Source organism: Bradyrhizobium sp. USDA 372 (assembly GCF_053629095.1).
Genome location: NZ_JBRJHR010000001.1, coordinates 2,920,632 through 2,940,090, shown reverse-complemented (window position 1 = coordinate 2,940,090; position 19,459 = coordinate 2,920,632). Strand labels below are relative to the sequence as shown.

Sequence of the window (19,459 nt, the reverse complement as noted above, 5' to 3'; positions counted from 1 at the left end):
TCTCGAAATCAATTAACGAATGGCCTGGACGGGCGTCGGCGCACCGCGCCTGACAGCCCATACAATAAGTATGGCGCCGACGATAAGCATCGGGATCGACAACAGCATGCCCATGGTTAATCCGCCCCAGAGAAAACCGAGCTGCGCGTCCGGCTCGCGGAAATGCTCGCCGGCGATGCGGGCCAGGCCATAGACCAGGATGAAGGCGCCGAGGATCATGCCGGGCCGCTTCAGCGCACCGAACCGGATCATGATCGCGAGCACGGTGAACAGCAGGATACCCTCCATGCCGGCTTGGTAGAGCTGGCTCGGATGGCGCGGCAGCTGCGTCGGGTCGTTGGGGAAGATCATCGCCCAGGGCAGGCTCGGGTCCGTGGCGCGGCCCCACAATTCGCCGTTGATGAAATTGGCGATGCGTCCGAGCAAGAGCCCGACCGGGGCGACCGCGGTGGTGATGTCGCCGAGCGACAGGATCGAAATGCCGTTACGATAGGCGAACCACATCACCGCGACGACGCAGCCGAGGAAGCCGCCGTGGAACGACATCCCGCCCTCCCACAATTTGAAGATCGCGGCGGGATGATCGATGAAGAAGGGCAGGTTGTAGAACAGCACGTAGCCGGTGCGGCCGCCGAGGATGATGCCGAGCGTGACCCACAGGATGAAGTCGTCGATCTGCACCAGCGACATCGGCGCCGGTCCGCCCCACAGGTGCTCCTTCTTCAGCAGCGAGCGCGCATAGAGCCAGCCGAACACGATGCCGCAGATATAGGCGAGGGCATACCAGCGGATTGCGAACGGGCCGATCTCGATCGCGATCGGCTTGAAGGCGGGAAAGTCGATCAGCAGAAACGGCATCGCGCCTTCTATGTCCAAGCGGGATCGCGGCGGTCGGGCGCCGCAGACGCCCCGTGATTCCTCTTATGCAGGGACGTTGAATACGATTGCAAGGAAACCGGCGCATGACAAGGATACCGCCGCTTCGCCCTTGAACCGTTCTCGTCGGATTGCCATTGTCTCCCGTGAGTTCGCGCAAAGTTTATCGGAGGCCAACAATGACCCAGACCAGCAACCGGTTTTTCGACGAGATCGGCCGCCTGATGAACGACGCCGCCGGTGCTGCCCAGGGCGTCAAGCGCGAGTTCGATACGGTGATGCGCAGCCAGGCCGAAAAATTCCTGCGCGACATGGACCTCGTCAAGCGCGAGGAGTTCGAGGCGGTCAAGGACATGGCGCGCCTGGCGCGCGAGGAGAACGAAGCCCTGAAGGCGCGGATCGCGGCGCTGGAGGCAAAGCTGGGCGGTACCCCGACGTAAGCCGCGGTCTCTCTTAACCCTCCCCTGGAGGGGGAGGGTCGGCGCGCAGCGCCGGGGGGTGATCTCTCCACTCGGGCACCGCCTCGATCGAGAGACTGTCACCCCACCCCGCTCGCGCTTCGCGCGATCGACCCTCCCCCTCCAGGGGAGGGTAAGAAGCAAGGGTGCACCCCCCCGGGGCTGCCAGCCCATTCTCCTTGTCATTTCCGCGTCTTCCGGGTAAAAGCCCGCCACGTCCGCGGCCCCCGCACCCCTGGAGGCTTGCTGTGGACCATGCCATGGGCCGCCTTGCGGCCCATTAACTTTTGCAAAAACAAGGACTTAACGACATGGCGACGACCGTCAAGGAATTGAAGGCGACCGCACGTCCGAAGAGCGGCAAGGGGGCCGCCCGGGCTGAGCGTCGCGCCGGGCGAGTGCCCGGAGTGATCTACGGCAACAACCAGCCCCCGCTGACGATCTCGATCGAGGATCGTGAACTGCGCCAGCGCATCCTCGCCGGCCGGTTCCTGACCACGCTGGTCGACATCGACCTCGAGGGCAAGAAGCACCGCGTCATTCCGCGCGACTACCACCTCGATCCGGTCAAGGACTTCCCGATCCATGTCGACTTCATGCGGCTGGGCGAAGGCGCCACCATCCGCATCAGCGTTCCCCTGCACGTGGTGAAGGCGGAAGGCTCCCCGGGCGTGAAGCGCGGCGGCACCGTCAACATCGTCGCCCACGCGATCGAGCTCGAATGCGGCGTCGAGAGCATCCCGCAATACATCGAGGCCGATGTCGGCGCGCTCGAGATCGGTCACTCCCTGCATCTGGCCGACATCAAGCTGCCGGCCGGCGTGAAGGCGCTGACCCGCGAGGACGCGACCCTCGTCACCATCGTGCCGCCGTCCGGTTACGCCGAAGAGCAGAAGGCCGCTGCTGCGGCTGCCGCTGCTGGTGCGGCCCCGGGCGCTGCGGCTGCTCCGGCCGCTGGTGCCGCGGCTCCGGCTGCTGCTGCTCCTGCCGCTGCCGCCAAGGCTCCCGCCGGCGGCGACAAGAAGAAGTAATCTCTCGAAGCTGGCGCGCGGTCCTTGACCGCGCGCCGAGCGGGGGGCGCGCCGCGTCATGCGACTCTTTGTTGGGCTCGGCAATCCCGGCGCGAAATACGCACGTAACCGGCACAATATCGGCTTCATGGCCGTCGACGAGATTGCGCGGCGTCATGGCTTTGCGCCATGGCGCCGCCGCTTTCAGGGCGAGACCTCGGAAGGTGCGCTCGGCACTGAGCGCGTGATCCTGCTCAAGCCCACGACCTACATGAACGAGTCCGGCCGCAGCGTTCAGGAAGCGGCGAGCTTCTTCAAGATCGCGCCAGGGGACACCACCGTGTTCCACGACGAGCTCGAGCTGCCGCCGGGCAAGGTGCGGGTGAAGATCGGCGGCGGCATCGCCGGCCATAACGGCCTGCGCTCGATCTCGGCGCATATCGGCAACGATTATCGCCGGGTGCGGCTCGGCATCGGTCATCCCGGCGTCAAGGAGATGGTGCACGGCCATGTGCTGTCGGACTTCGTCAAGGCCGACAACGAATGGGTGGCGACGCTCTGCGACGCGGTCGCCGAGCACGCCGCACTGCTCGCCAAGGGCACGGACGCGACCTTTGCCAACAGGGTGCATCTTGCGATGCAGGCGAAGGGATTTTTGACCAAGGACGAGAACGGCAAGGAATAACGCTCGTGGGATTCAAATGCGGGATCGTCGGATTGCCCAATGTCGGCAAGTCGACCTTGTTCAATGCGCTGACCGAGACGGCCGCGGCGCAGGCCGCGAACTATCCGTTCTGCACCATCGAGCCGAATGTCGGCGAGGTTGCTGTCCCCGATCCGCGGCTCGACAAGCTCGCGGCGATCGCCAAGTCGGGCCAGATCATCCCGACCCGGCTGACCTTCGTCGACATCGCCGGCCTCGTGCGCGGCGCCTCCAAGGGCGAAGGGCTCGGCAACCAGTTCCTGGCCAACATCCGCGAGGTCGACGCCATCGCGCATGTGGTGCGCTGTTTCGAAGACTCCGACATCACCCATGTCGAAGGCAAGATCGCCCCGCTCGCCGACATCGAGACCATCGAGACCGAGCTGATGCTCGCCGATCTCGACAGCCTCGAGAAGCGCGTCGACAACCTCACCAAGAAGGCCAAGGGCAACGACAAGGACGCCAAGGAGCAGCTCGATCTCGTCAACCGCACGCTGGTGCTGCTGCGCGACGGCAAGCCCGCGCGCCTCGTCGAGCGCAAGGCGGAGGAGGAGCGGGCGTTCTCCATGCTCGGCCTGTTGTCGTCAAAGCCCGTGCTCTATGTCTGCAACGTCGAGGAAGGCTCGGCCGCCACCGGCAATGCCTTCTCCAAGGCGGTCGAGGAGCAGGCGGCGAAGGAGGGCGCGGTTGCCGTCGTCATCTCCGCCAAGATCGAATCCGAGATCGCGACCATCTCGCGTGACGAGCGCGCGGACTTCCTGGAGACGCTGGGCCTCGAAGAAGCCGGCCTCGATCGCCTGATCCGCGCCGGCTACTCGCTGCTTCATCTCATCACCTATTTCACGGTGGGTCCGAAGGAAGCGCGCGCCTGGACCATCCATCGCGGCACCAAGGCGCCCGGCGCGGCCGGCGTGATCCACACCGATTTCGAGAAGGGTTTTATCCGCGCCGAGACCATCGCGTACGAGGATTACGTCGCGCTCGGCGGCGAAGCCGGTGCCCGCGATGCCGGCAAGCTTCGCCTCGAAGGCAAGGACTACGTCGTCGCCGACGGCGACGTGATGCATTTCAGGTTTAATACGTAAGCTGGATATCGTGCCCCGGACGCAGTGCAGCGCTTCTTCAGCGCTGCGCTGCAGAGCCGGGGCCCAGAAGCTTCGTTTGCGGATGCATGGGTCCCGGCTCTGCGCAGCGTCACTGCGTGCCGCAGCGCGTCCGGGACACGAAAGCCTCACCGCATTCCGCCGCCCTGGTCCCTGATCGCGCCGAGATGCTCGTTGATGCGGAAGACGATCAGGATCAGCTCCGCGACGATGCGCGAGAACACGATGCCGACCACGACGCTGGCGATCGACGACAGCAGCACCAGGAAGCCGCCGAACGGGCTGATCGCCATCGCAGCCAGCCCTGAGAAGATGCCGGAGAGGCCGAACAGGCAGATCAGCGCGATCACCAGCCAGTAGAAGGTCTTGATGATCGTCGGCGTGATGAAGCGGTCCCATTGAAACAGGTCGCTGAATGAAAACATTGCTTTCCCCAAGGCAAATCGGGACGTCAAATTTGGGCCGCGTCGATGCATTCTGGCCCTCGGCTGATCCGACTCAAAACCGCGGCCACCCCGTATGTAGCACGAGCCATGCGGGCCGGCGGGTTGAGATTGCCGCAAAGTGCGGCCACAATCTGTCATTCCCGCAAAGCTTTCCCGAGATGACCCTGACCTTCGAAGATTTCCCGCCCGGCCGGTTCGGAACGTTCGGCCCGCGCCATGTCACCCGCGACGAGATCCTGGCCTTTGCCGCCGAGTTCGATCCGCAGCCGATGCATTTGGACGAGGCGGCAGCGGCCAAAAGCATGCTCCGCGGCCTGTCCGGTTCGGGCTGGCATCTGTGCTCGCTGATGATGCGGATGATGGCCGACGGCTTCATCACCCGCGCCGCGTCACTGGGATCTCCCGGCGTCGACGAAGTGCGCTGGTTGTCGCCGCTGCGGCCCGGCGACGATCTCACGCTCGATGTCGACGTCCTGGAGGCGCGGGTCTCGAAGAGCCGTCCTGAACTCGGCATCGTCAAGTTCAAATGCACCGCGCGCAATGCGGCGGGGCAGGCGCTCGCCGAGATGACCTCGCCGATCCTGATCAAGCGGCGCGAGGGAGCGGCCTGATGCGGTACTTCGAAGACATCGCGATCGGACAGCGCCGGGAGATCGGCGCGTACACGTTCACGGCGGAATCCATCAAGACATTCGCCGCCAAGTTCGATCCGCAGCGCTTTCACCTCGACGAGGAGGAGGGCAAGAATTCGCTGTTCGGCGGGCTCGCGGCCTCGGGTTGGCATGTCGGCTCGGCCTGCATGAGCCTGCTTGTCGCCGACGGCCAGCGTCTGGCGCGCGAGGCCGCCTCGCGCGGCGAAGAGGTTGCGGTATGGGGCCCGTCGCCGGGCTTTCGCGATCTGCGCTGGATCAGGCCGGTGCTCGCCGGCGACAACGTCTCTTACGTCAGCGTCGTCATCGACAAGCGCACCTCCGCCTCCCGTCCTGGCTGGGGCATTTTGACGGCCCGCACCATCGGCACCAACCAGCGCGGCGAGGAGGTCTATTCCATCACCGCCTCCGCCTTCGTGCCGCTGCGCAAGGGCGCGTGATTTAGAATTGATCGAGCGGTCGCGGTCCCTTCACCTCTCCCCGCTTGCGGGGAGAGGTCGAATTCGATCGCAGATCGAATTCGGGTGAGGGGGGTACAGGTCTCTCGACAGCAGCATATGCGGAGAGAGGCCCCTCACCCCAACCCTCTCCCCGTAAGAACGGGGAGAGGGGGAAGAGAAACCGCGCGAGTGTTGCTCGCGCGCTATGGACGCGATTCCGGGTGGCTGCCATAAGCCTGCGCAACATGGTGACCGCGAAGCTTTTGGCGGAACCAGTGAGTTGCTAACTAATTATGAACCTGTCGCTGTCTATTTGAAACGAATTGGCAGAGACAGGGGACGAGGACCATGGCTGACCGCGGCGCACTCAAATTTGTTGGATTCATCTTCGCGACTGCGACGCTGGCCGTGATGCTGGTCGCCGGCATGGTGGTGAAGGGCTATGCCGATGGCGCCTACACGCTGGAAGCCTCGACCGTGGAAGCGGCCCGGTAAGAAGTCGTTAATGATCGCGGCCGGCATCCGGCCGCAGCTCAGCGGCTGTAGACGAACGCCAGGATGGCGATCGCAACCGCCAGCAGCCCGACAAAGCGCAGCATGATCGTGCCGAACTGATTCGGCGCGGGCCGCAACGGGATCGGGTCCGTGGTGTCGGGCCGAATGCTTTCCATGACATGTCCCCTGAGCCCGGCCGCGATGGCACGGGCGCTTGGCATTGGTCGCCGGTGAGGGGCTGGGGGTTCAAAGGGCACTCTCGTGTCCCGGACGCGCTGCAGCGTGCAACGCTGCTGCGCTGAGCCGGGACCCAGAAGGCCACACCGGAGAAACGCTGTGACATGGGCCCCCGCTCTGCGACGCGTCACTGCGTGCCGCGTCACGAGACCTCCCGCAAATCAAAACCGCCGCGTCCCTTTTCGGGAACGCGGCGGCCAATGATGCGGTGCTGACCGATCAGCTGTTGCGCAGGCCGTCGGCGGCGCGCTTCCACTGCGCGACGTTGTCGGCGATCATGCGGGTCGACTTCATCGCGGCCTGGCTGAGCTGGGCGTAGCCGGAGATCTCGCGCTGGACGCGCTGGCCTTCGGCGTGGAGCAGGTCGCGCAGGCTCTCGAGCTCGGAGATCAGGTTCTCGATCTCGGCGAGGGAGGTGCCGGCGACGCGCTGGATCAGCGAGTTGACGTTGTTGACGGTGGCTTCCGCGCTCGCGTCGAGCGGCGGCGCGTCGGTGGTGCCCGATGCCGGACGGCGCAGATAGGCGATGTCGTTGCGGACGAAATCGCGGATGCCGGCTTCGACCTCGGTCACGGCGGCGAGGTTGGTGTCGACCGTCTCGGTCTCGGTGGCTTCGACCTTTTCAGGACGCATGGCGTTCATCGTTGTTCCCCTGTTCGCGTTGAGCGCAGCGCGAGTGTCCCCCGCACGACGACGTCTGTGAGGCAGGCCGCATCAGGGCGTCCGATTTTGACCGCAAATGGGCCGAGATGCGGCAAGGCCGGACCATTCGGGGGTTTTGCCGTGGCGTATGGTTAGGGAAGTGTGAATGCTGTCGCGGTGATGGCCTTCTCCCCGCAGGCGGACCGCACGCGGGGAGAGGCGAAGAGCTCACCAGCTCTTCTTGAAGCCCGCCGTCACGCTCTTGTTCAGCGTGCCTTGCGAGGTCTCGCCGACCGAGCCTGATACGGTGACGTTGTCGAACAGCTTCTGCTCGGCGCCGAGCTTGCGCAGCCATTTGTCGTCGGTGGTCGACAGCGTCTGGCCGGCAACGATGCTGGTGCCGGTGTCGGTCACGGTGACCTTGGCGCTCTGGTCGGTCTCGTAATTGCGCGTGATGTGGCCGCCGAGGCCGGGGACCGCACTGCTGCCCTGCTGGTTGACGCTGTACCCGTTCTGCAGCGTCAGCGAGGTGTCGCCCGACAGCGGCACCGATTTGGTCAGTGACGCCCCGATCTTGCTGTGCTCGGCGCCGGGATCGACCCTGGCTTCCACCGCGGTCTTGTCCCAGATCGCGCCCGCGCCCGGCGCGGTTGCCGTCGCCCAGGCGCTGCCCGAGGATTGCGGCAGGTTGCCGCCGTTGCTGGCCTTCTGCGCCAGCAGCTCGGACATCGTCCTGGGCTCGCTCGCCACCGTCATGTCGGCGCCGATCCGCGTATCCCAGAACGAGAACACCGATTGCTTGACCGTCACCGCGGAGGAGCCGTTGGCATTGGGGTTCGATGACCAGTCGAGGCCTTCCCTGGCGGCGGCCTGGGCGCGCTTCTTGGCGGCCATCGGGTCGATGCCGGTCCCCGCATCGACCGCGAGCTGGCTCCAGTCGAGCTTGTCGACGTCGATGCCCTTCATGATGTCGGGATCATTGACCTCGGGAGCTTCGGCAGCCTCGGCCTGGTCGTCGGATGGCGGCGGAGAGAAGGGCGGAATGATCTGCGCCTGTAACGTCAGCGCCGAGCCCAAAATGAATGCGGCTGCCAGCAACGGCAGCCTGGTCCAGCCAAACCCTGTCGAGAATTCCATCGTCCTGCCCACGAACCCCAGCGCATGCTGTCCGCCGCACTATAGCGGCCGCAATGACCATGCGCCATTCCGGCGCTGAAGGTGCCGATTTATCGTTGCGGAATTGTGGCGGTTCGCCAGGGGACGCGAACCAACGGGCCGCGCGAAAGGCGCGCGCCCGATGACGGGCTCGTGATGCAACGGCATCCGGCGGGGCTGGAGGCCAGGACGTCGCGATCGTCTTCGTCATCGGTCCCGACAGTGGAGCCCGTTGGCGTCCCCCCTAAAGCGCGATGATCTTCATCGTGCTTCAGGTTGTTGTTTGCGCATAATCTTTTCGGAAAACCGCTTCGCACTTTGCGCTAACGCGGCCCTTCGGGGCCGGATCATGCGTTAGCCGACGCTGGTCATCTTCGGCAGATGAATGGCGCGGCCGAGTGCCTGCTCGACCAGATCGAAGGTGTCGATCAGCACCCGCATGCTGATCAGCTTGCCGGCCTTGAACTGGGCGAACTGCGCCACGCGCAAGCTGATCGGCTTGTTGGAATCCAGGGCCGTCAGCGAATAGCGCAGCATCGAGGCGGCGGAATCGACGCCCAGCATGATGCTCTCGCGGTCGAAGCGGCGGACGTGGAAATTGTCGGCGAGCTGGCGGATGACGTCGAGCACGGCATTCTTGCCCTGGCGCGCGCCGAGGAACGGAAACATGTCGATCGGGCCGTAGAGCGCCCATTCGACGTCCTCGTCGATCAAGCTCTCGATATCCTCGAAATGCCGGTCGTTGATCGCGCGGTGCAACGCGCGCGAGAAACGCCAGAGGCTGTGCTCTGTCATTTGGGGCAGTCCTGAAGCTGGCTTTACGGAAAAACGGAAAACAACCCCACGCGCAGTCAGGCGCCGGGGCTCAACTCATTTGTATACGAATGAAATAGCAGATTTCGGCCAAAACGCAATTCACGTTTTTGCAATGCACACTTGATCGCTCTTTGTGAGATTTACAATAGGATCCCGTAATTGTCCGGGTCTCGACGCTCACCGCCCCGTGATCAGCGGCCCGATCTCCCGTTCCAGCACCTGCTGCACCAGGTCGTAGGAATCGATGATCTCGCGGATCTCCGCCACCAGGGCGCCGCGGAACGTGTAGAACACCGCGATGTCGAACTGCACGACGCGGTCGTTGCTGCGCTTCTTGAAAAAGGCGTGCAGGTAGGTCGCGACCGCCTCGCCCTCGGCGACGATGTGCGGCGTCTTGTACCGAATCTCCGAATAGCGCGACCAGACCGTCTGCCACAGCTCGCGCAGCTCCTGCTTGCCATGGCGCGGCACCAAATGCGGCAGCACGTCGATCGGCGCGTGGGTGAGGAAGTAGACGTCGTCGGTGCAGCAGGCCAGCGCCGTCTCGATGTCGCCGCGCGCGAAGGCATCGAGCAAGTGCACGACGCGTTGGCGATTCAGCTGCTCCACCGTCATTCCGCCGATCCTCGTTTGGCCCCGTGACGTCGCGCAACGCTAACGCGCGGTGTCGCGCACCGGCAATCCGCGAAATCACAGGGATGTTGCAGACGTTTTGACGCATGAGCGCAATGCCCGGTTCATGGTGTACAACGGAGGGTTGAGTTGCAGGTAGGCTGCACGAATTCGCGCTCTATCCGATTGCGTGGCGCGCAACGCGCGTGGTGCCGTGCGCAACGTCCCGCCACGCAGGCGCCTGGAATCGCGATATCTCCGCCACGCCCGCGAGCTACTCCCTCGCCCCGCTCTGATCCGCCGAAGCCTTGGCGAAGGCGGATGCTGGCCGCGACGAGCTTCGCTCGCGCTGGACGGGTTTGGGAGGCTCCGCGAGTCCGATGATGATCGGGAGCAGCGCTCCTTCAACACGTCATTGCGAGCGCAGCGAAGCAATCCAGAATCCCGTCCACGGATAGACTCTGGATTGCTTCGCTGCGCTCGCAATGACGACGTTGAGAGCAGCTGCGAGCTCAACCCGGACTTTTGGCTTCCGGCCTGTCCCCGCATGCCGGGAAGAGGCGATGCCCCGTACCGCTCCCCGCGTGACCCATCTCACATCGTCCCACCGGCGTCGCGGCTACCGTCATCGGCATGTCATCAGGGAGACGTGCCATGGCCGCCATCGCCACCGTCAGAAAGTCCCGCCTGCATAACGCGCTCGAAGGCCTCGCGCTGACCGCGACCCTGCAGAGCTTCCCGACCTTCGCCACTGCGGCCTTCCTGCTCAAGCTCGTGGGCAACCACGATCTCGTCGGCGACCCCGGCGTCGCCATCTTCGTCGCCTTCGCCTCGCTCGCCCACGCGATGCTGGCCGTGACCTTGGGTCCGAGCTTCCCGCACCTCTTCAAGACCGTCTACGAGCCGAAATTCTTCGAGGCTCATCTGTCGCTCTCCGACAAGATCACGGCCTGGCGCACCCAGCCCGTCGCCTCGCTGCAACTCGTGACGATCGTGCTGCTGCTGTCGGTGATGGCCGTGGTGACGGCGAGCGTGGGGTGAGGGGGGAATCTCTCCGCGTGTCATTCCGCAGAGCGGCGAGCTATGATGCGCGATTGCGCATCTGAGAATCCATAACCACGAACGTCGCCGATAAACCTGCGCCGCCCTACCTCTTCTTCCACCCACCCCGTCTTCCCGGCGCGCCACCCGTCGACTTCGGCGCGGGCCCGAATTCCGGCCCCGACTGCCGCGAGTCCGTCGGCTGGATGATCCGGCTGGTGCTGCCGAACGGCTTTGCCGGCAGCGCGCGGCTCTCGCGATAGGGCAGCGATTCCGGGCCGTGCATCTCGTCGAGATGCGGCTTGTGCACGCGGGAGCCCTTGCCGCCGCCGGCCTTGAGCGCGGTTGCGGCGCTCTTGTTCTTCATGGCGCTGACGGGGAGGTTGGCGGCGTCGCCGTATTTCTTCGTTCCCGCATAGGCGCCGGCCTTGCCCGCGACGATGCGCTGCTTGGCGGTGGGGTCGTCGACCACGGCGAGCTCGGTGGCGCGCAGGCGCTTGACTTCGTCGCGCAGGCGCGCGGCTTCCTCGAAGTTCAGATCGGCGGCGGCCTCGCGCATCCGCGTTTCGAGATCGGCGAGCACGGCCTCGAAATTGTGGCCGATCGAGATGACGTCGTCGGTCATGTCGTGGCCGCCGACCTCGACCAGCACGTGGTCGCGCTCGTAGACCGAGTTGAGGATGTCGCCGATCTGCTTCTTCACGCTCTCCGGCGTGATGCCGTTGGCGTTGTTGTACTCGACCTGCTTCTCGCGGCGGCGGTTGGTCTCGGCGATGGCGCGCTCCATCGACCCCGTCATCTGGTCGGCATAGAGGATCACCTTGCCGTCGACGTTGCGCGCGGCGCGGCCGATGGTCTGAATCAACGACGTTTCACTGCGCAAAAAACCTTCCTTGTCGGCATCGAGGATCGCGACCAGGGCGCATTCGGGAATGTCGAGGCCTTCGCGCAAGAGGTTGATGCCGACCAGCGCGTCGAACGCACCCAAGCGCAAATCGCGGATGATCTCGATGCGCTCGATCGTGTCGATGTCGGAGTGCATGTAGCGGACGCGGATGCCCTGCTCATGCAGATATTCGGTGAGGTCCTCCGCCATGCGTTTTGTGAGGACCGTGATCAGCGAGCGATAGCCCGCTTGCGCGGTGGCGCGCACTTCCCCGACGAGATCGTCCACTTGCGTGCGCGCCGGGCGGATGTCGACCGGCGGATCGATCAGCCCGGTCGGGCGAATGACCTGCTCGACGAACACGCCGCCGCTCTCGTTCAGCTCCCAGCTGCCCGGGGTCGCGGACACCGCGACGGTCTGCGGCCGCATCATGTCCCATTCCTCGAAGCGGAGCGGGCGGTTGTCCATGCAGGAAGGCAGGCGGAAGCCGTATTCCGCCAGCGTCGCCTTGCGGCGGAAGTCGCCGCGGAACATGGCGCCGATCTGCGGGATGGTGACGTGGCTTTCGTCAGCGAAGATCAGCGCGTTGTCGGGCACGTATTCGAACAGCGTCGGCGGCGGCTCGCCGGGGCGGCGCCCGGTGAGGTAGCGCGAATAGTTCTCGATGCCGGCGCAGCTGCCCGTCGCCTCCATCATCTCGAGATCGAAGGTGGTGCGCTGCTCCAGCCGCTGCGCTTCCAAAAGGCGGCCCTGGTTGTTGAGCTGGTCGAGCCGCTGCTTCAATTCGAACTTGATCGACTTGATCGCCTGCACCAGCGTCGGGCGCGGCGTCACGTAGTGCGAGTTGGCGTACATCTTGATGAATTCGAGCTCGTCCTGCTTGTGGCCGGTGAGCGGATCGAACTCCTCGATATTCTCGATGGTGTCGCCGAACAGGTTCACGCGCCAGGCGCGGTCTTCATAGTGCGCCGGGAAGATGTCGATGACGTCGCCGCGCACGCGAAACGTGCCGCGGGTGAAATCGGCCTGGGTGCGCTTGTACTGCAGCGCGACGAGGTCGGCGATCAGCTGGCGCTGGTCGATGCGCTCGCCCTTCTTCAGCGCGAAGGTCATCGCGGTGTAGGTCTCGACCGAGCCGATACCATAGATGCAGGACACCGAGGCGACGATGATGACGTCGTCGCGCTCGAGCAGCGCGCGCGTCGCCGAGTGGCGCATGCGGTCGATCTGCTCGTTGATCGACGAATCCTTTTCGATGTACGTGTCCGTGCGGGGCACATACGCTTCCGGCTGGTAGTAGTCGTAATAGCTGACGAAATACTCGACTGCGTTGTCCGGAAAGAAGTTCTTGAACTCGCCATAGAGCTGCGCGGCGAGCGTCTTGTTCGGCGCCAGGATCAGAGCCGGGCGCTGCGTCGCCTCGATCACCTTGGCCATGGTGTAGGTCTTGCCCGAGCCGGTGACCCCTAACAGCACCTGCGAACGGTCGTTGCGGTCGATGCCCTCGACCAGCTCGGCGATCGCCGTCGGCTGGTCGCCCTTGGGCTCGTAGGACGACTTGATCTCGAAGCGCACGCCGCCTTCGGACTTTTCCGGGCGCGGCGGCCGGTGCGGCGTCCACACCTTCATGGAGCCGTCGTTCTTGCGGAACTCCGGCCGGCCCTCGCGGATCAGCGATTCCAGCGCATCCGCGGTGGCCTTGACGCCCAGTGCCTCCATCTTGGAACGCGGCGGACGCGCCAGCGCCTCGGCATCGTCCTCCTCCGTGGGCAGGCCGAGCTGTCGCGCCAGTTCCGGATCGAGCGTCGGAATCGTGGCCGCGGTTCCGTAATTGGCTTGCGGCGCCTCCTCCAGCCCAGCAAGCTCACTGGACTGACGAGCGCTCGGCGGCTGCGGATTGGGCCGCAGCGGCATCGGCCGCGCCGCATCTTGCGGAAACTCCTTCGGCGTCGAAGCCCGCGCGCGATGCGCGGCGGCTTCGCCCCCGGCGCGGCGGTCGCGCGAATTGTCCGGCGGCGGCTGCAGGCCTGTGCCTGATCCCAAGCCCGCATCGCCGCGATTGATCGCGGGATTGAGCAATTCGGCGAGCGCCGGCCCGATCGGCTGCACATCGGGGCGATGCGCCTTCGAGTTCGGAGCCTTGGTTTTGGGGGATTTGGGGGGAGCAGGTTTCTTCGCCATGAGGCGAATATGGGACGAGTCTGCCCCGCGATAAAGGGTGAATGCCCGTGGCCATGCAGGCTGCTGACAGCAGGTTGGCAGCAGCCTTCCGTTCACGCCGCCGGCAGCGGCCCGTCGTCGTTCCCGGCGGCGACATTCGGCTCGAGGATGTCGAGATGAATGCCACCGCAATCGGTGCAGCGCATGGTCCAGTACTCGCATCCGGCGCGGCCGCCGATCACGCGGAGCACTGTGAGATCGCCGTCGCATTCCGGGCAATTGGACAGCACTGAGCGGGCGTAGATCCGCGGCCGAGCTGCATCGGTTTCGATGATGGACATGACCGGTTTGCCCCCTTTTTTCGCCGCCCTGGTCCGCCTGCGGACCGCCTATTCGTCGTCGCTGTCGGCCCGCAGGCGGAAACGATCGATGTGGTGCTTGGCATCGGCAATCGCGGCATCGCGATCGGGCCAGGCGAAGCCGACTTCCATGGCCGGAAACAGTACGCCGTCGATGGCCACCGGGCTGAGATCGGCACGGCGGATCCGCGCGTGCCACAGCCCCTTGCCAGCTTCGAAGGATTCGATGTCAAAGCCGTCGTAGAGGGTCGTCATGAGTGTAGGTCCCACGTTTCTTTTCGGAGGGTCAGGGGACCACATTTGCGGATTTTGGGATGTGAAGCCGTTCACAAGCAGGCGGCTTTTTTGCCCGCCTTCAGTTACGCGCTGCAGCGCGGCCGATCTTGCGCGGGCGGGCAGCGGGTTCCGATGCCGCCCGCATGATCCAGCGGCGGAACGCGGCAAAGTCGCGCTGCTCGGTCTGGAAGCTGCGATAGAGCAGGTACCAGCGCATGCCCTTGGGCACCGAGAGGTCGAACGGCGCGACCAGCCGGCCGGCCGCGAGATCGTCGTCGATATAGGGGCGGATGCCCATGGCGATGCCGAGTCCGTCGGCGGCGGCCTGCAGCGCCTGGCCGTAGAACTGGAACTCGGGCCCGCGCGCGTTGATCCTCGCCGTGCCCGCCGCCTTCAGCCAGATCGGCCAGTCCTCGGGTGAGTGCGCGACGCGGATCAGGCTCGGTCCCTTCAGGTCGGCCGGACGCTTCAATCCGCCGGCGAGGCGCGGCACGCAGACGGGGGTGAGGTCGCCCGCGAACAGCGGCTCGGCGACGAGGCCGGGCCAATCGCCGGTGCCGAGCTTGATGCCGCAGCTCCAGTCCTCGCCGAACGGCACCGCGGCGCCGCCGGTGGTGAAGCGCACCTCGATGTCGGGCTCCTCGCTGCGAAACTCCGACAGGCGCGGGATCAGCCAGCGCATCGCAAAGGTGTGGCCGACGCCGATGGTGAGCACGCGCACACTGGCGGGCGCCGTCACCTGTGCCGTGAGGCTCGCCAGCGCATCGAAGATCGGGGTCAGCCCGCCTTGATAGGCGCGGCCGGCCTGCGTCAGCACCAGGCGATTGGCCTTGCGCTCGAACAGGGCGACGCCGAGCCGCTCTTCGAGCAGGTGCACCATGCGGCTGACCGCGGCGGCCGATACGCTCAGCTCCAGCCCGGCCGCAGCAAAGCTGCCGGTCCGCGCCGCCGCCTCGAACGCCTTGATGCCGTTGAGAAACAGCAGTCGCCGCAAATGACCGACCCTCAGGAAAGCTGACGCCAGGGCAAGATAACTCAGTTTGCGCGAGAGGGGCAAGCGAGGCACAACTTGAAACGTAGGTTTTAGGCTGATTTGCCGAGTCCGCCGCGGCTTCTTCGCCTCTCCCCGCTTGCGGGGAGAGGCCGGAATCCAAGCGCAGCTTGGATTACGGGTGAGGGGACTCTCCGCGAGTCCAACTCTCACCGTCCCCGCGGAGACTCCCCCTCACCCCAACCCTCTCCCCGCAAGCGGGGCGAGGGAGCGAAACAGTTTGCGTCCCTCACTCGCTCTCAGGAGATTCCTCTCGTGACGCCCATCATGATCGCTGCCCTCGGATTGCTGATGGTGGCCACCGCGTTCCTGTCGGGGCTGTTCGGCATGGCGGGCGGGCTGATTCTGATCGGCGTGCTGCTGGCCTTGATGCCGCTGCCGACCGCGATGGTGCTGCATGCGATCACGCAGATGGCCTCGAACGGCTGGCGGGCGTTCCTGTGGCGGGCGCATATCCGCTGGCGGCCGGTTGCGAACTACATGGTCGGCGCGACCGTGGCGCTCGCCGCCTGGTCGCTGACCCGCTACGTGCCGGACAAGCCGACGGCGCTGCTGCTGCTCGGCGCCACGCCGTTCATGGCGCGGCTCCTGCCCGCGAACATCAAGCCGGATCCTGACAGGCTCTGGCAGGGCACGGTCTATGGCACGATCTGCATGGGCCTGATGCTGATGACCGGCGTCTCCGGCCCGCTGCTCGACACCTTCTTCCTCGGCGGCGATTTCGGCCGGCGCGAGAAGGTGGCGACGAAAGCGATGTGCCAGCTCATCAGCCATTTCACCAAGCTGATTTATTTCGGCGGCATCATCGATCAGGCCGCGAGCCTCGATCCCGTGCTCGCTGCGGTCGCGATCGCAGCCTCGATGCTCGGCACCACGCTGGCGCGGCGCATCCTCGAAGCCATGACTGACCAGCAGTTCATCGCCTGGTCCAACAAGCTGATCACCACCATCGCCTGCTACTACATCGCCTATGGCGGCTGGCTGTTGCTGCGTGCGCCGGTTCTGGCCGCCTTCGACAAGGGAGGTTTGCAATGAGCGAGACGGCCGATCCGCTGGTGCTGGACTTCGTTGAATGGGTGGCGCGCGAGCCGCGCGCCTACGCCGAGGTGCTCGCGACCTGGAAGACCTCGTGCCCGCGCCTTACCATCTGGGAAGACGCCGCCGAGCGCGGCTACGTCGCGCGCGAGACGATTGCAGGTCTCGGGCTGGTGATCGCGGTGACGGAAGGCGGCGAGAGGCTGTTGCGCGCCAACGGGCGGTGATTCCGCCTCCACATCGTCATTGCGAGCGTAAGCGAAGCAATCCAGAATGCCTCAGCAGCGGCAGTCTGGATTGCTTCGCTGCGCTCGCAATGACGGAATAACAATCATGTCGCTCAAACTCTACGAACTCGTCGGCATCGACGCCGCACGCCCCTTCAGCCCGTATTGCTGGCGCACGCGGATGGCGCTGGCGCATAAGGGCCTTGCGGCGGAGACGCTGCCCTGGCGCTTCACCGAGAAGAGCGCGATCGCGCCGCACGGCTCGGAGAGGGTCCCGGTGCTGCTGCATCACGACAAGCCGGTGGTTGATTCCTGGACCATCGCGAACTATCTCGAGGACAATTTTCCGGATCGCCCGTCGCTGTTCGGCGGCGAGGGCGGCCGCGCCATGGCGCGCATGATCAATGCGTGGGGCGACATCGCGATCGTCGGCGGTCTCTCTCCGCTTGTTATCGCCGACATCCCGAAGAATCTGAATGAGGTCGATGCCGCCTATTTCCGCAAGTCGCGCGAGGCGCGGTTCGGCAAGGGCCTGGAAGAGGTCCAGGCGAGTCGCGATGCCGGCGTCGTCGCGTTCCGCAAATCGCTGGAGATCATGCGTCAGACCTTCAAGACGCAGCCCTTCATCGGCGGGAATGCGCCGAACTACGCCGACTACATCGTGTTCGGCGGATTCCAATGGGCGCGCGTGGTCAGCCCGTTCAAGCTGCTCGACGCGGATGATCCGGTCTATGCCTGGCGCGAAAAGCTGCTGGATGCGTTCGACGGCATGGCGCGCAAGTCGCCGGGATTTGCGGTGTAACGCACGTAGTTTCGTAGGATGGGCAAAGGCGCAAAGCGCCGTGCCCACCATCTCTCGCGATCGCCAAGAATGCGTGGGCACGCTTCGCTTTGCCCACCCTACGAGACTGCCTCCGCCGCCGCTTTCCTTAAACACTCCCGGCACAGGCAGTCCGCGCCCTCGATCGGCATCGGCAGCCGCGCCGTCTCTTCCGCGCACCAGCAATTGCCCGAGAGATCGCAGCCGAATTCGCTGCCGCAACGGGAACAGGTGAGACGGCGCGCAAGTGCCGGCGCTGACGGCATTTCTTTCGGATTTGTCATGATTTACGTCGAAGCTTCGCCGTCATTTTTCATGTCGGGTTCATCTGTCGCTGCGGTATATTACGCGCCGCCCGCGTCGAAAGGAAAGCGGCTCCCAACGCGCGAAGGACAGTTCATCGATGGCCCGCGATTCCCAAGCCGCCCTGGTCGCGCTCAACCGCTTCGGCTTCGGCGCCCGCGGCGGTGCATCGGGCGATCTCATCAACGCAAGCTCCGACCCGCGCGGCTTCGTGAAGGCGGAGCTTTCGCGTCCCAATGGCGTGCTGCTGGAAGCGCCGGGCCTGCAATCGACGCCGCAGCTCGGGCAGGCCGTGTTTGCCTATCAGGACGAGGTCAAGCAGGCGCGTGAGGCGGCGAAGGCCGCCGCGCCCGTCGAGACGCCGGCCCAAGCGCCTGCCGATCAGAAGCCGCCCTTGCGCCGCAATCTCTCGCTGAATGCCGCGGCGGAGATCACCGGCCAAATGGCCGATGCGAAGCCCGCCGACGGCGCACCGAAGCCGGAGACCATGCAGCCGGGCGCACCCGCGCCGCAGCCCACCGCCAAGCCCGCCCCGCAGCCGCTCAATGTGATCCAGAAAACCTTTCGCGCCGAGGCGCTGGCGCGGTTGCAGCGCGCAACGCTCGTCGAGTGCGGCTTCACCGAGCGCCTCGTCGCGTTCTGGTCCAATCATTTCTGCATCTCCGCCAGCAAGGGCGAGCTGGCGCGGATCTGGGCCGGCGCGTTCGAGCGCGAGGCGATCAGGCCGCACGTGCTCGGGCGCTTCGCCGACATGCTGAGGGCGGTCGAGCAGCATCCGGCCATGCTGTTTTTCCTCGACAACCAGCAATCGCTCGGCCCTGACTCGCGCGCTGGCCAAAACCGCAAGCGTGGGCTGAACGAAAATCTCGCGCGCGAGATCATGGAGCTGCATACGCTCGGCGTCGGCGCCGGCTACACGCAAGGCGACGTCACCTCGCTCGCGCGCATCATCACCGGCTGGACCTTTGCCGGCAGGCAAGGGCAGCTCGGGGTTCCCGGCTCCTTCGTCTTCAACGTCAATGCGCATCAGCCCGGGCCGCAAGTCCTGCTTGGCAAGATCTACGATCAGGCCGGCCTCGCACAGGGCGAAGCCGCGCTCGCCGATCTCGCGCGGCATCCCTCGACCGCGCGCTTCATCGCCACCAAGTTCGTCCGTCACTTCGTCGCGGACGATCCGCCGCCGGCGCTCGTTGCGCGCCTGCGCGACGTCTTCGTCAAGACCGACGGTGATCTCAAGGCGCTGGCGACGGCGCTGGTCGATTCCGATGAAGCCTGGAAGGCGCCGCTCACCAAGATGCGCTCGCCTTACGATTTCCTGGTTGCGAGCGGCCGGCTGCTGGCGCGCGTGCCCGAGGATCCCGGCGCCTATCTGAACAACCTCAATCTGCTCGGCCAGCCGCTGTGGTCGCCGCCGGGCCCCAACGGCTTTCCAGATACCAATGCCGCCTGGGCGGCGCCTGAAGGCATCAAGCTCAGGCTCGACATCGCGGCGCAGATCGGTGCGCGGCTCGGCAACAGCGTCGATCCGCTCGATCTCCTGGAGTTTGCCGCCGCCGATGCCGCCTCGGCCGAGACGCGGCGGACCATCGAGCGCGCGGAGTCGCGGCAGCAGGCGCTGGCGCTGCTGTTGATGTCGCCGGAAATGCAGAGGAGATGAT

The 19,459-nt window shown here is 65.4% G+C and carries 24 protein-coding genes; 12 read left to right on the top strand and 12 right to left on the bottom strand.

The genetic code is table 11. The annotated features are described in order from the left end of the window. Nucleotides 1–12: 12 nt before the first annotated feature. Nucleotides 13–858: a prolipoprotein diacylglyceryl transferase gene (lgt, locus tag AB7M16_RS13985; RefSeq protein WP_453944231.1), complete on the bottom strand. Its 846-nt coding sequence runs from the start codon at nt 856–858 to the stop codon at nt 13–15. Nucleotides 859–1,055: 197 nt separating this feature from the next. Between lgt and AB7M16_RS13980 the strand changes: the two genes are divergently transcribed. From AB7M16_RS13980 to ychF, 4 genes are all read left to right on the top strand, one after another. Next, complete coding sequence (locus AB7M16_RS13980) at nt 1,056–1,316, top strand: accessory factor UbiK family protein (RefSeq protein WP_100235986.1); 261 nt, start codon at nt 1,056–1,058, stop codon at nt 1,314–1,316. Nucleotides 1,317–1,645: 329 nt separating this feature from the next. Further along, on the top strand, nt 1,646–2,365 hold the full coding sequence (locus AB7M16_RS13975; protein ID WP_172788747.1) for a 50S ribosomal protein L25/general stress protein Ctc: 720 nt from the start codon (nt 1,646–1,648) through the stop codon (nt 2,363–2,365). Between the two features lie 58 nt (nt 2,366–2,423). After that, nucleotides 2,424–3,029, top strand: a complete 606-nt coding sequence (gene pth, locus AB7M16_RS13970) for an aminoacyl-tRNA hydrolase (RefSeq protein ID WP_439364641.1) — start codon at nt 2,424–2,426, stop codon at nt 3,027–3,029. Nucleotides 3,030–3,034: 5 nt separating this feature from the next. Further along, the gene (gene ychF / locus AB7M16_RS13965) at nt 3,035–4,132 is read left to right on the top strand and encodes a redox-regulated ATPase YchF (protein ID WP_172788745.1); all 1,098 of its coding nucleotides are present in this window, start codon (nt 3,035–3,037) and stop codon (nt 4,130–4,132) included. A gap of 146 nt (nt 4,133–4,278) precedes the next feature. Here the strand turns inward: ychF and AB7M16_RS13960 are convergent, their stop codons facing one another. After that, nucleotides 4,279–4,575 (bottom strand): DUF4282 domain-containing protein, encoded by a 297-nt coding sequence (locus AB7M16_RS13960; protein ID WP_018648333.1) that lies wholly within the window; start codon nt 4,573–4,575, stop codon nt 4,279–4,281. Between the two features lie 179 nt (nt 4,576–4,754). On the opposite strand from AB7M16_RS13960, the gene AB7M16_RS13955 reads away from it, so the two are divergent. The 3 genes from AB7M16_RS13955 to AB7M16_RS13945 all read left to right on the top strand — a co-directional run bounded on the left by AB7M16_RS13955 (nt 4,755) and on the right by AB7M16_RS13945 (nt 6,181). Then, a complete protein-coding gene (locus tag AB7M16_RS13955; protein WP_172788744.1) occupies nt 4,755–5,207 on the top strand; it encodes a MaoC family dehydratase in 453 nt (150 codons plus the stop codon). Continuing rightward, entirely contained in the window at nt 5,207–5,686 is a 480-nt protein-coding gene (locus AB7M16_RS13950) for a MaoC/PaaZ C-terminal domain-containing protein (RefSeq protein WP_439364640.1), read from the top strand. Before AB7M16_RS13955 ends, AB7M16_RS13950 begins: the two co-directional genes overlap by 1 nt. Before the next feature lie 348 nt (nt 5,687–6,034). After that, nucleotides 6,035–6,181: a hypothetical protein gene (locus AB7M16_RS13945; RefSeq protein WP_027545961.1), complete on the top strand. Its 147-nt coding sequence runs from the start codon at nt 6,035–6,037 to the stop codon at nt 6,179–6,181. A gap of 38 nt (nt 6,182–6,219) precedes the next feature. On the opposite strand, the gene AB7M16_RS13940 is transcribed toward AB7M16_RS13945, so the two are convergent. The 5 genes from AB7M16_RS13940 to AB7M16_RS13920 form a co-directional block, all read right to left on the bottom strand. Further along, the gene (locus tag AB7M16_RS13940; protein ID WP_007614812.1) at nt 6,220–6,357 is read right to left on the bottom strand and encodes a hypothetical protein; all 138 of its coding nucleotides are present in this window, start codon (nt 6,355–6,357) and stop codon (nt 6,220–6,222) included. Nucleotides 6,358–6,637: 280 nt separating this feature from the next. Then, nucleotides 6,638–7,060, bottom strand: a complete 423-nt coding sequence (locus tag AB7M16_RS13935) for a hypothetical protein (protein ID WP_453944230.1) — start codon at nt 7,058–7,060, stop codon at nt 6,638–6,640. 228 nt (nt 7,061–7,288) lie between these two features. Beyond that, nucleotides 7,289–8,197 (bottom strand): hypothetical protein, encoded by a 909-nt coding sequence (locus AB7M16_RS13930; RefSeq protein WP_453944229.1) that lies wholly within the window; start codon nt 8,195–8,197, stop codon nt 7,289–7,291. Between the two features lie 372 nt (nt 8,198–8,569). After that, nucleotides 8,570–9,010 (bottom strand): nuclear transport factor 2 family protein, encoded by a 441-nt coding sequence (locus AB7M16_RS13925; protein WP_453944228.1) that lies wholly within the window; start codon nt 9,008–9,010, stop codon nt 8,570–8,572. A 198-nt stretch (nt 9,011–9,208) separates the two neighbouring features. Next, nucleotides 9,209–9,646, bottom strand: a complete 438-nt coding sequence (locus tag AB7M16_RS13920; RefSeq protein WP_453944227.1) for a nuclear transport factor 2 family protein — start codon at nt 9,644–9,646, stop codon at nt 9,209–9,211. 651 nt (nt 9,647–10,297) lie between these two features. On the opposite strand from AB7M16_RS13920, the gene AB7M16_RS13915 reads away from it, so the two are divergent. After that, nucleotides 10,298–10,684, top strand: a complete 387-nt coding sequence (locus tag AB7M16_RS13915) for a hypothetical protein (protein ID WP_453944226.1) — start codon at nt 10,298–10,300, stop codon at nt 10,682–10,684. Between the two features lie 106 nt (nt 10,685–10,790). Here the strand turns inward: AB7M16_RS13915 and uvrB are convergent, their stop codons facing one another. The 4 genes from uvrB to AB7M16_RS13895 all read right to left on the bottom strand — a co-directional run bounded on the left by uvrB (nt 10,791) and on the right by AB7M16_RS13895 (nt 15,359). Next, entirely contained in the window at nt 10,791–13,751 is a 2,961-nt protein-coding gene (gene uvrB, locus AB7M16_RS13910; RefSeq protein WP_453944225.1) for an excinuclease ABC subunit UvrB, read from the bottom strand. Between the two features lie 92 nt (nt 13,752–13,843). Then, nucleotides 13,844–14,071 (bottom strand): hypothetical protein, encoded by a 228-nt coding sequence (locus AB7M16_RS13905; protein ID WP_172788736.1) that lies wholly within the window; start codon nt 14,069–14,071, stop codon nt 13,844–13,846. 48 nt (nt 14,072–14,119) lie between these two features. After that, nucleotides 14,120–14,344 carry a hypothetical protein gene (locus AB7M16_RS13900; protein ID WP_172788735.1) on the bottom strand — a complete coding sequence of 75 codons (225 nt, stop codon included), beginning with the start codon at nt 14,342–14,344 and terminating at the stop codon, nt 14,120–14,122. A 100-nt stretch (nt 14,345–14,444) separates the two neighbouring features. Beyond that, nucleotides 14,445–15,359 (bottom strand): LysR substrate-binding domain-containing protein, encoded by a 915-nt coding sequence (locus AB7M16_RS13895; RefSeq protein WP_172788734.1) that lies wholly within the window; start codon nt 15,357–15,359, stop codon nt 14,445–14,447. Between the two features lie 312 nt (nt 15,360–15,671). Between AB7M16_RS13895 and AB7M16_RS13890 the strand changes: the two genes are divergently transcribed. From AB7M16_RS13890 to AB7M16_RS13880, 3 genes are all read left to right on the top strand, one after another. Further along, complete coding sequence (locus AB7M16_RS13890) at nt 15,672–16,451, top strand: sulfite exporter TauE/SafE family protein (protein ID WP_172788733.1); 780 nt, start codon at nt 15,672–15,674, stop codon at nt 16,449–16,451. After that, nucleotides 16,448–16,678 (top strand): hypothetical protein, encoded by a 231-nt coding sequence (locus AB7M16_RS13885; protein ID WP_212259384.1) that lies wholly within the window; start codon nt 16,448–16,450, stop codon nt 16,676–16,678. The genes AB7M16_RS13890 and AB7M16_RS13885 overlap by 4 nt, the downstream gene beginning before the upstream one ends. A 106-nt stretch (nt 16,679–16,784) precedes the next feature. Beyond that, nucleotides 16,785–17,480: a glutathione S-transferase family protein gene (locus AB7M16_RS13880; RefSeq protein ID WP_453944224.1), complete on the top strand. Its 696-nt coding sequence runs from the start codon at nt 16,785–16,787 to the stop codon at nt 17,478–17,480. A 98-nt stretch (nt 17,481–17,578) separates the two neighbouring features. Here AB7M16_RS13880 and AB7M16_RS13875 read toward each other — a convergent pair whose 3' ends face one another. Then, nucleotides 17,579–17,782, bottom strand: coding sequence for a cysteine-rich CWC family protein (locus AB7M16_RS13875; protein WP_246571893.1), 204 nt, complete (start codon nt 17,780–17,782; stop codon nt 17,579–17,581). A gap of 119 nt (nt 17,783–17,901) precedes the next feature. Between AB7M16_RS13875 and AB7M16_RS13870 the strand changes: the two genes are divergently transcribed. Continuing rightward, the gene (locus tag AB7M16_RS13870; protein WP_453944223.1) at nt 17,902–19,458 is read left to right on the top strand and encodes a DUF1800 domain-containing protein; all 1,557 of its coding nucleotides are present in this window, start codon (nt 17,902–17,904) and stop codon (nt 19,456–19,458) included. The last annotated feature ends 1 nt before the right edge of the window (nt 19,459 follow it).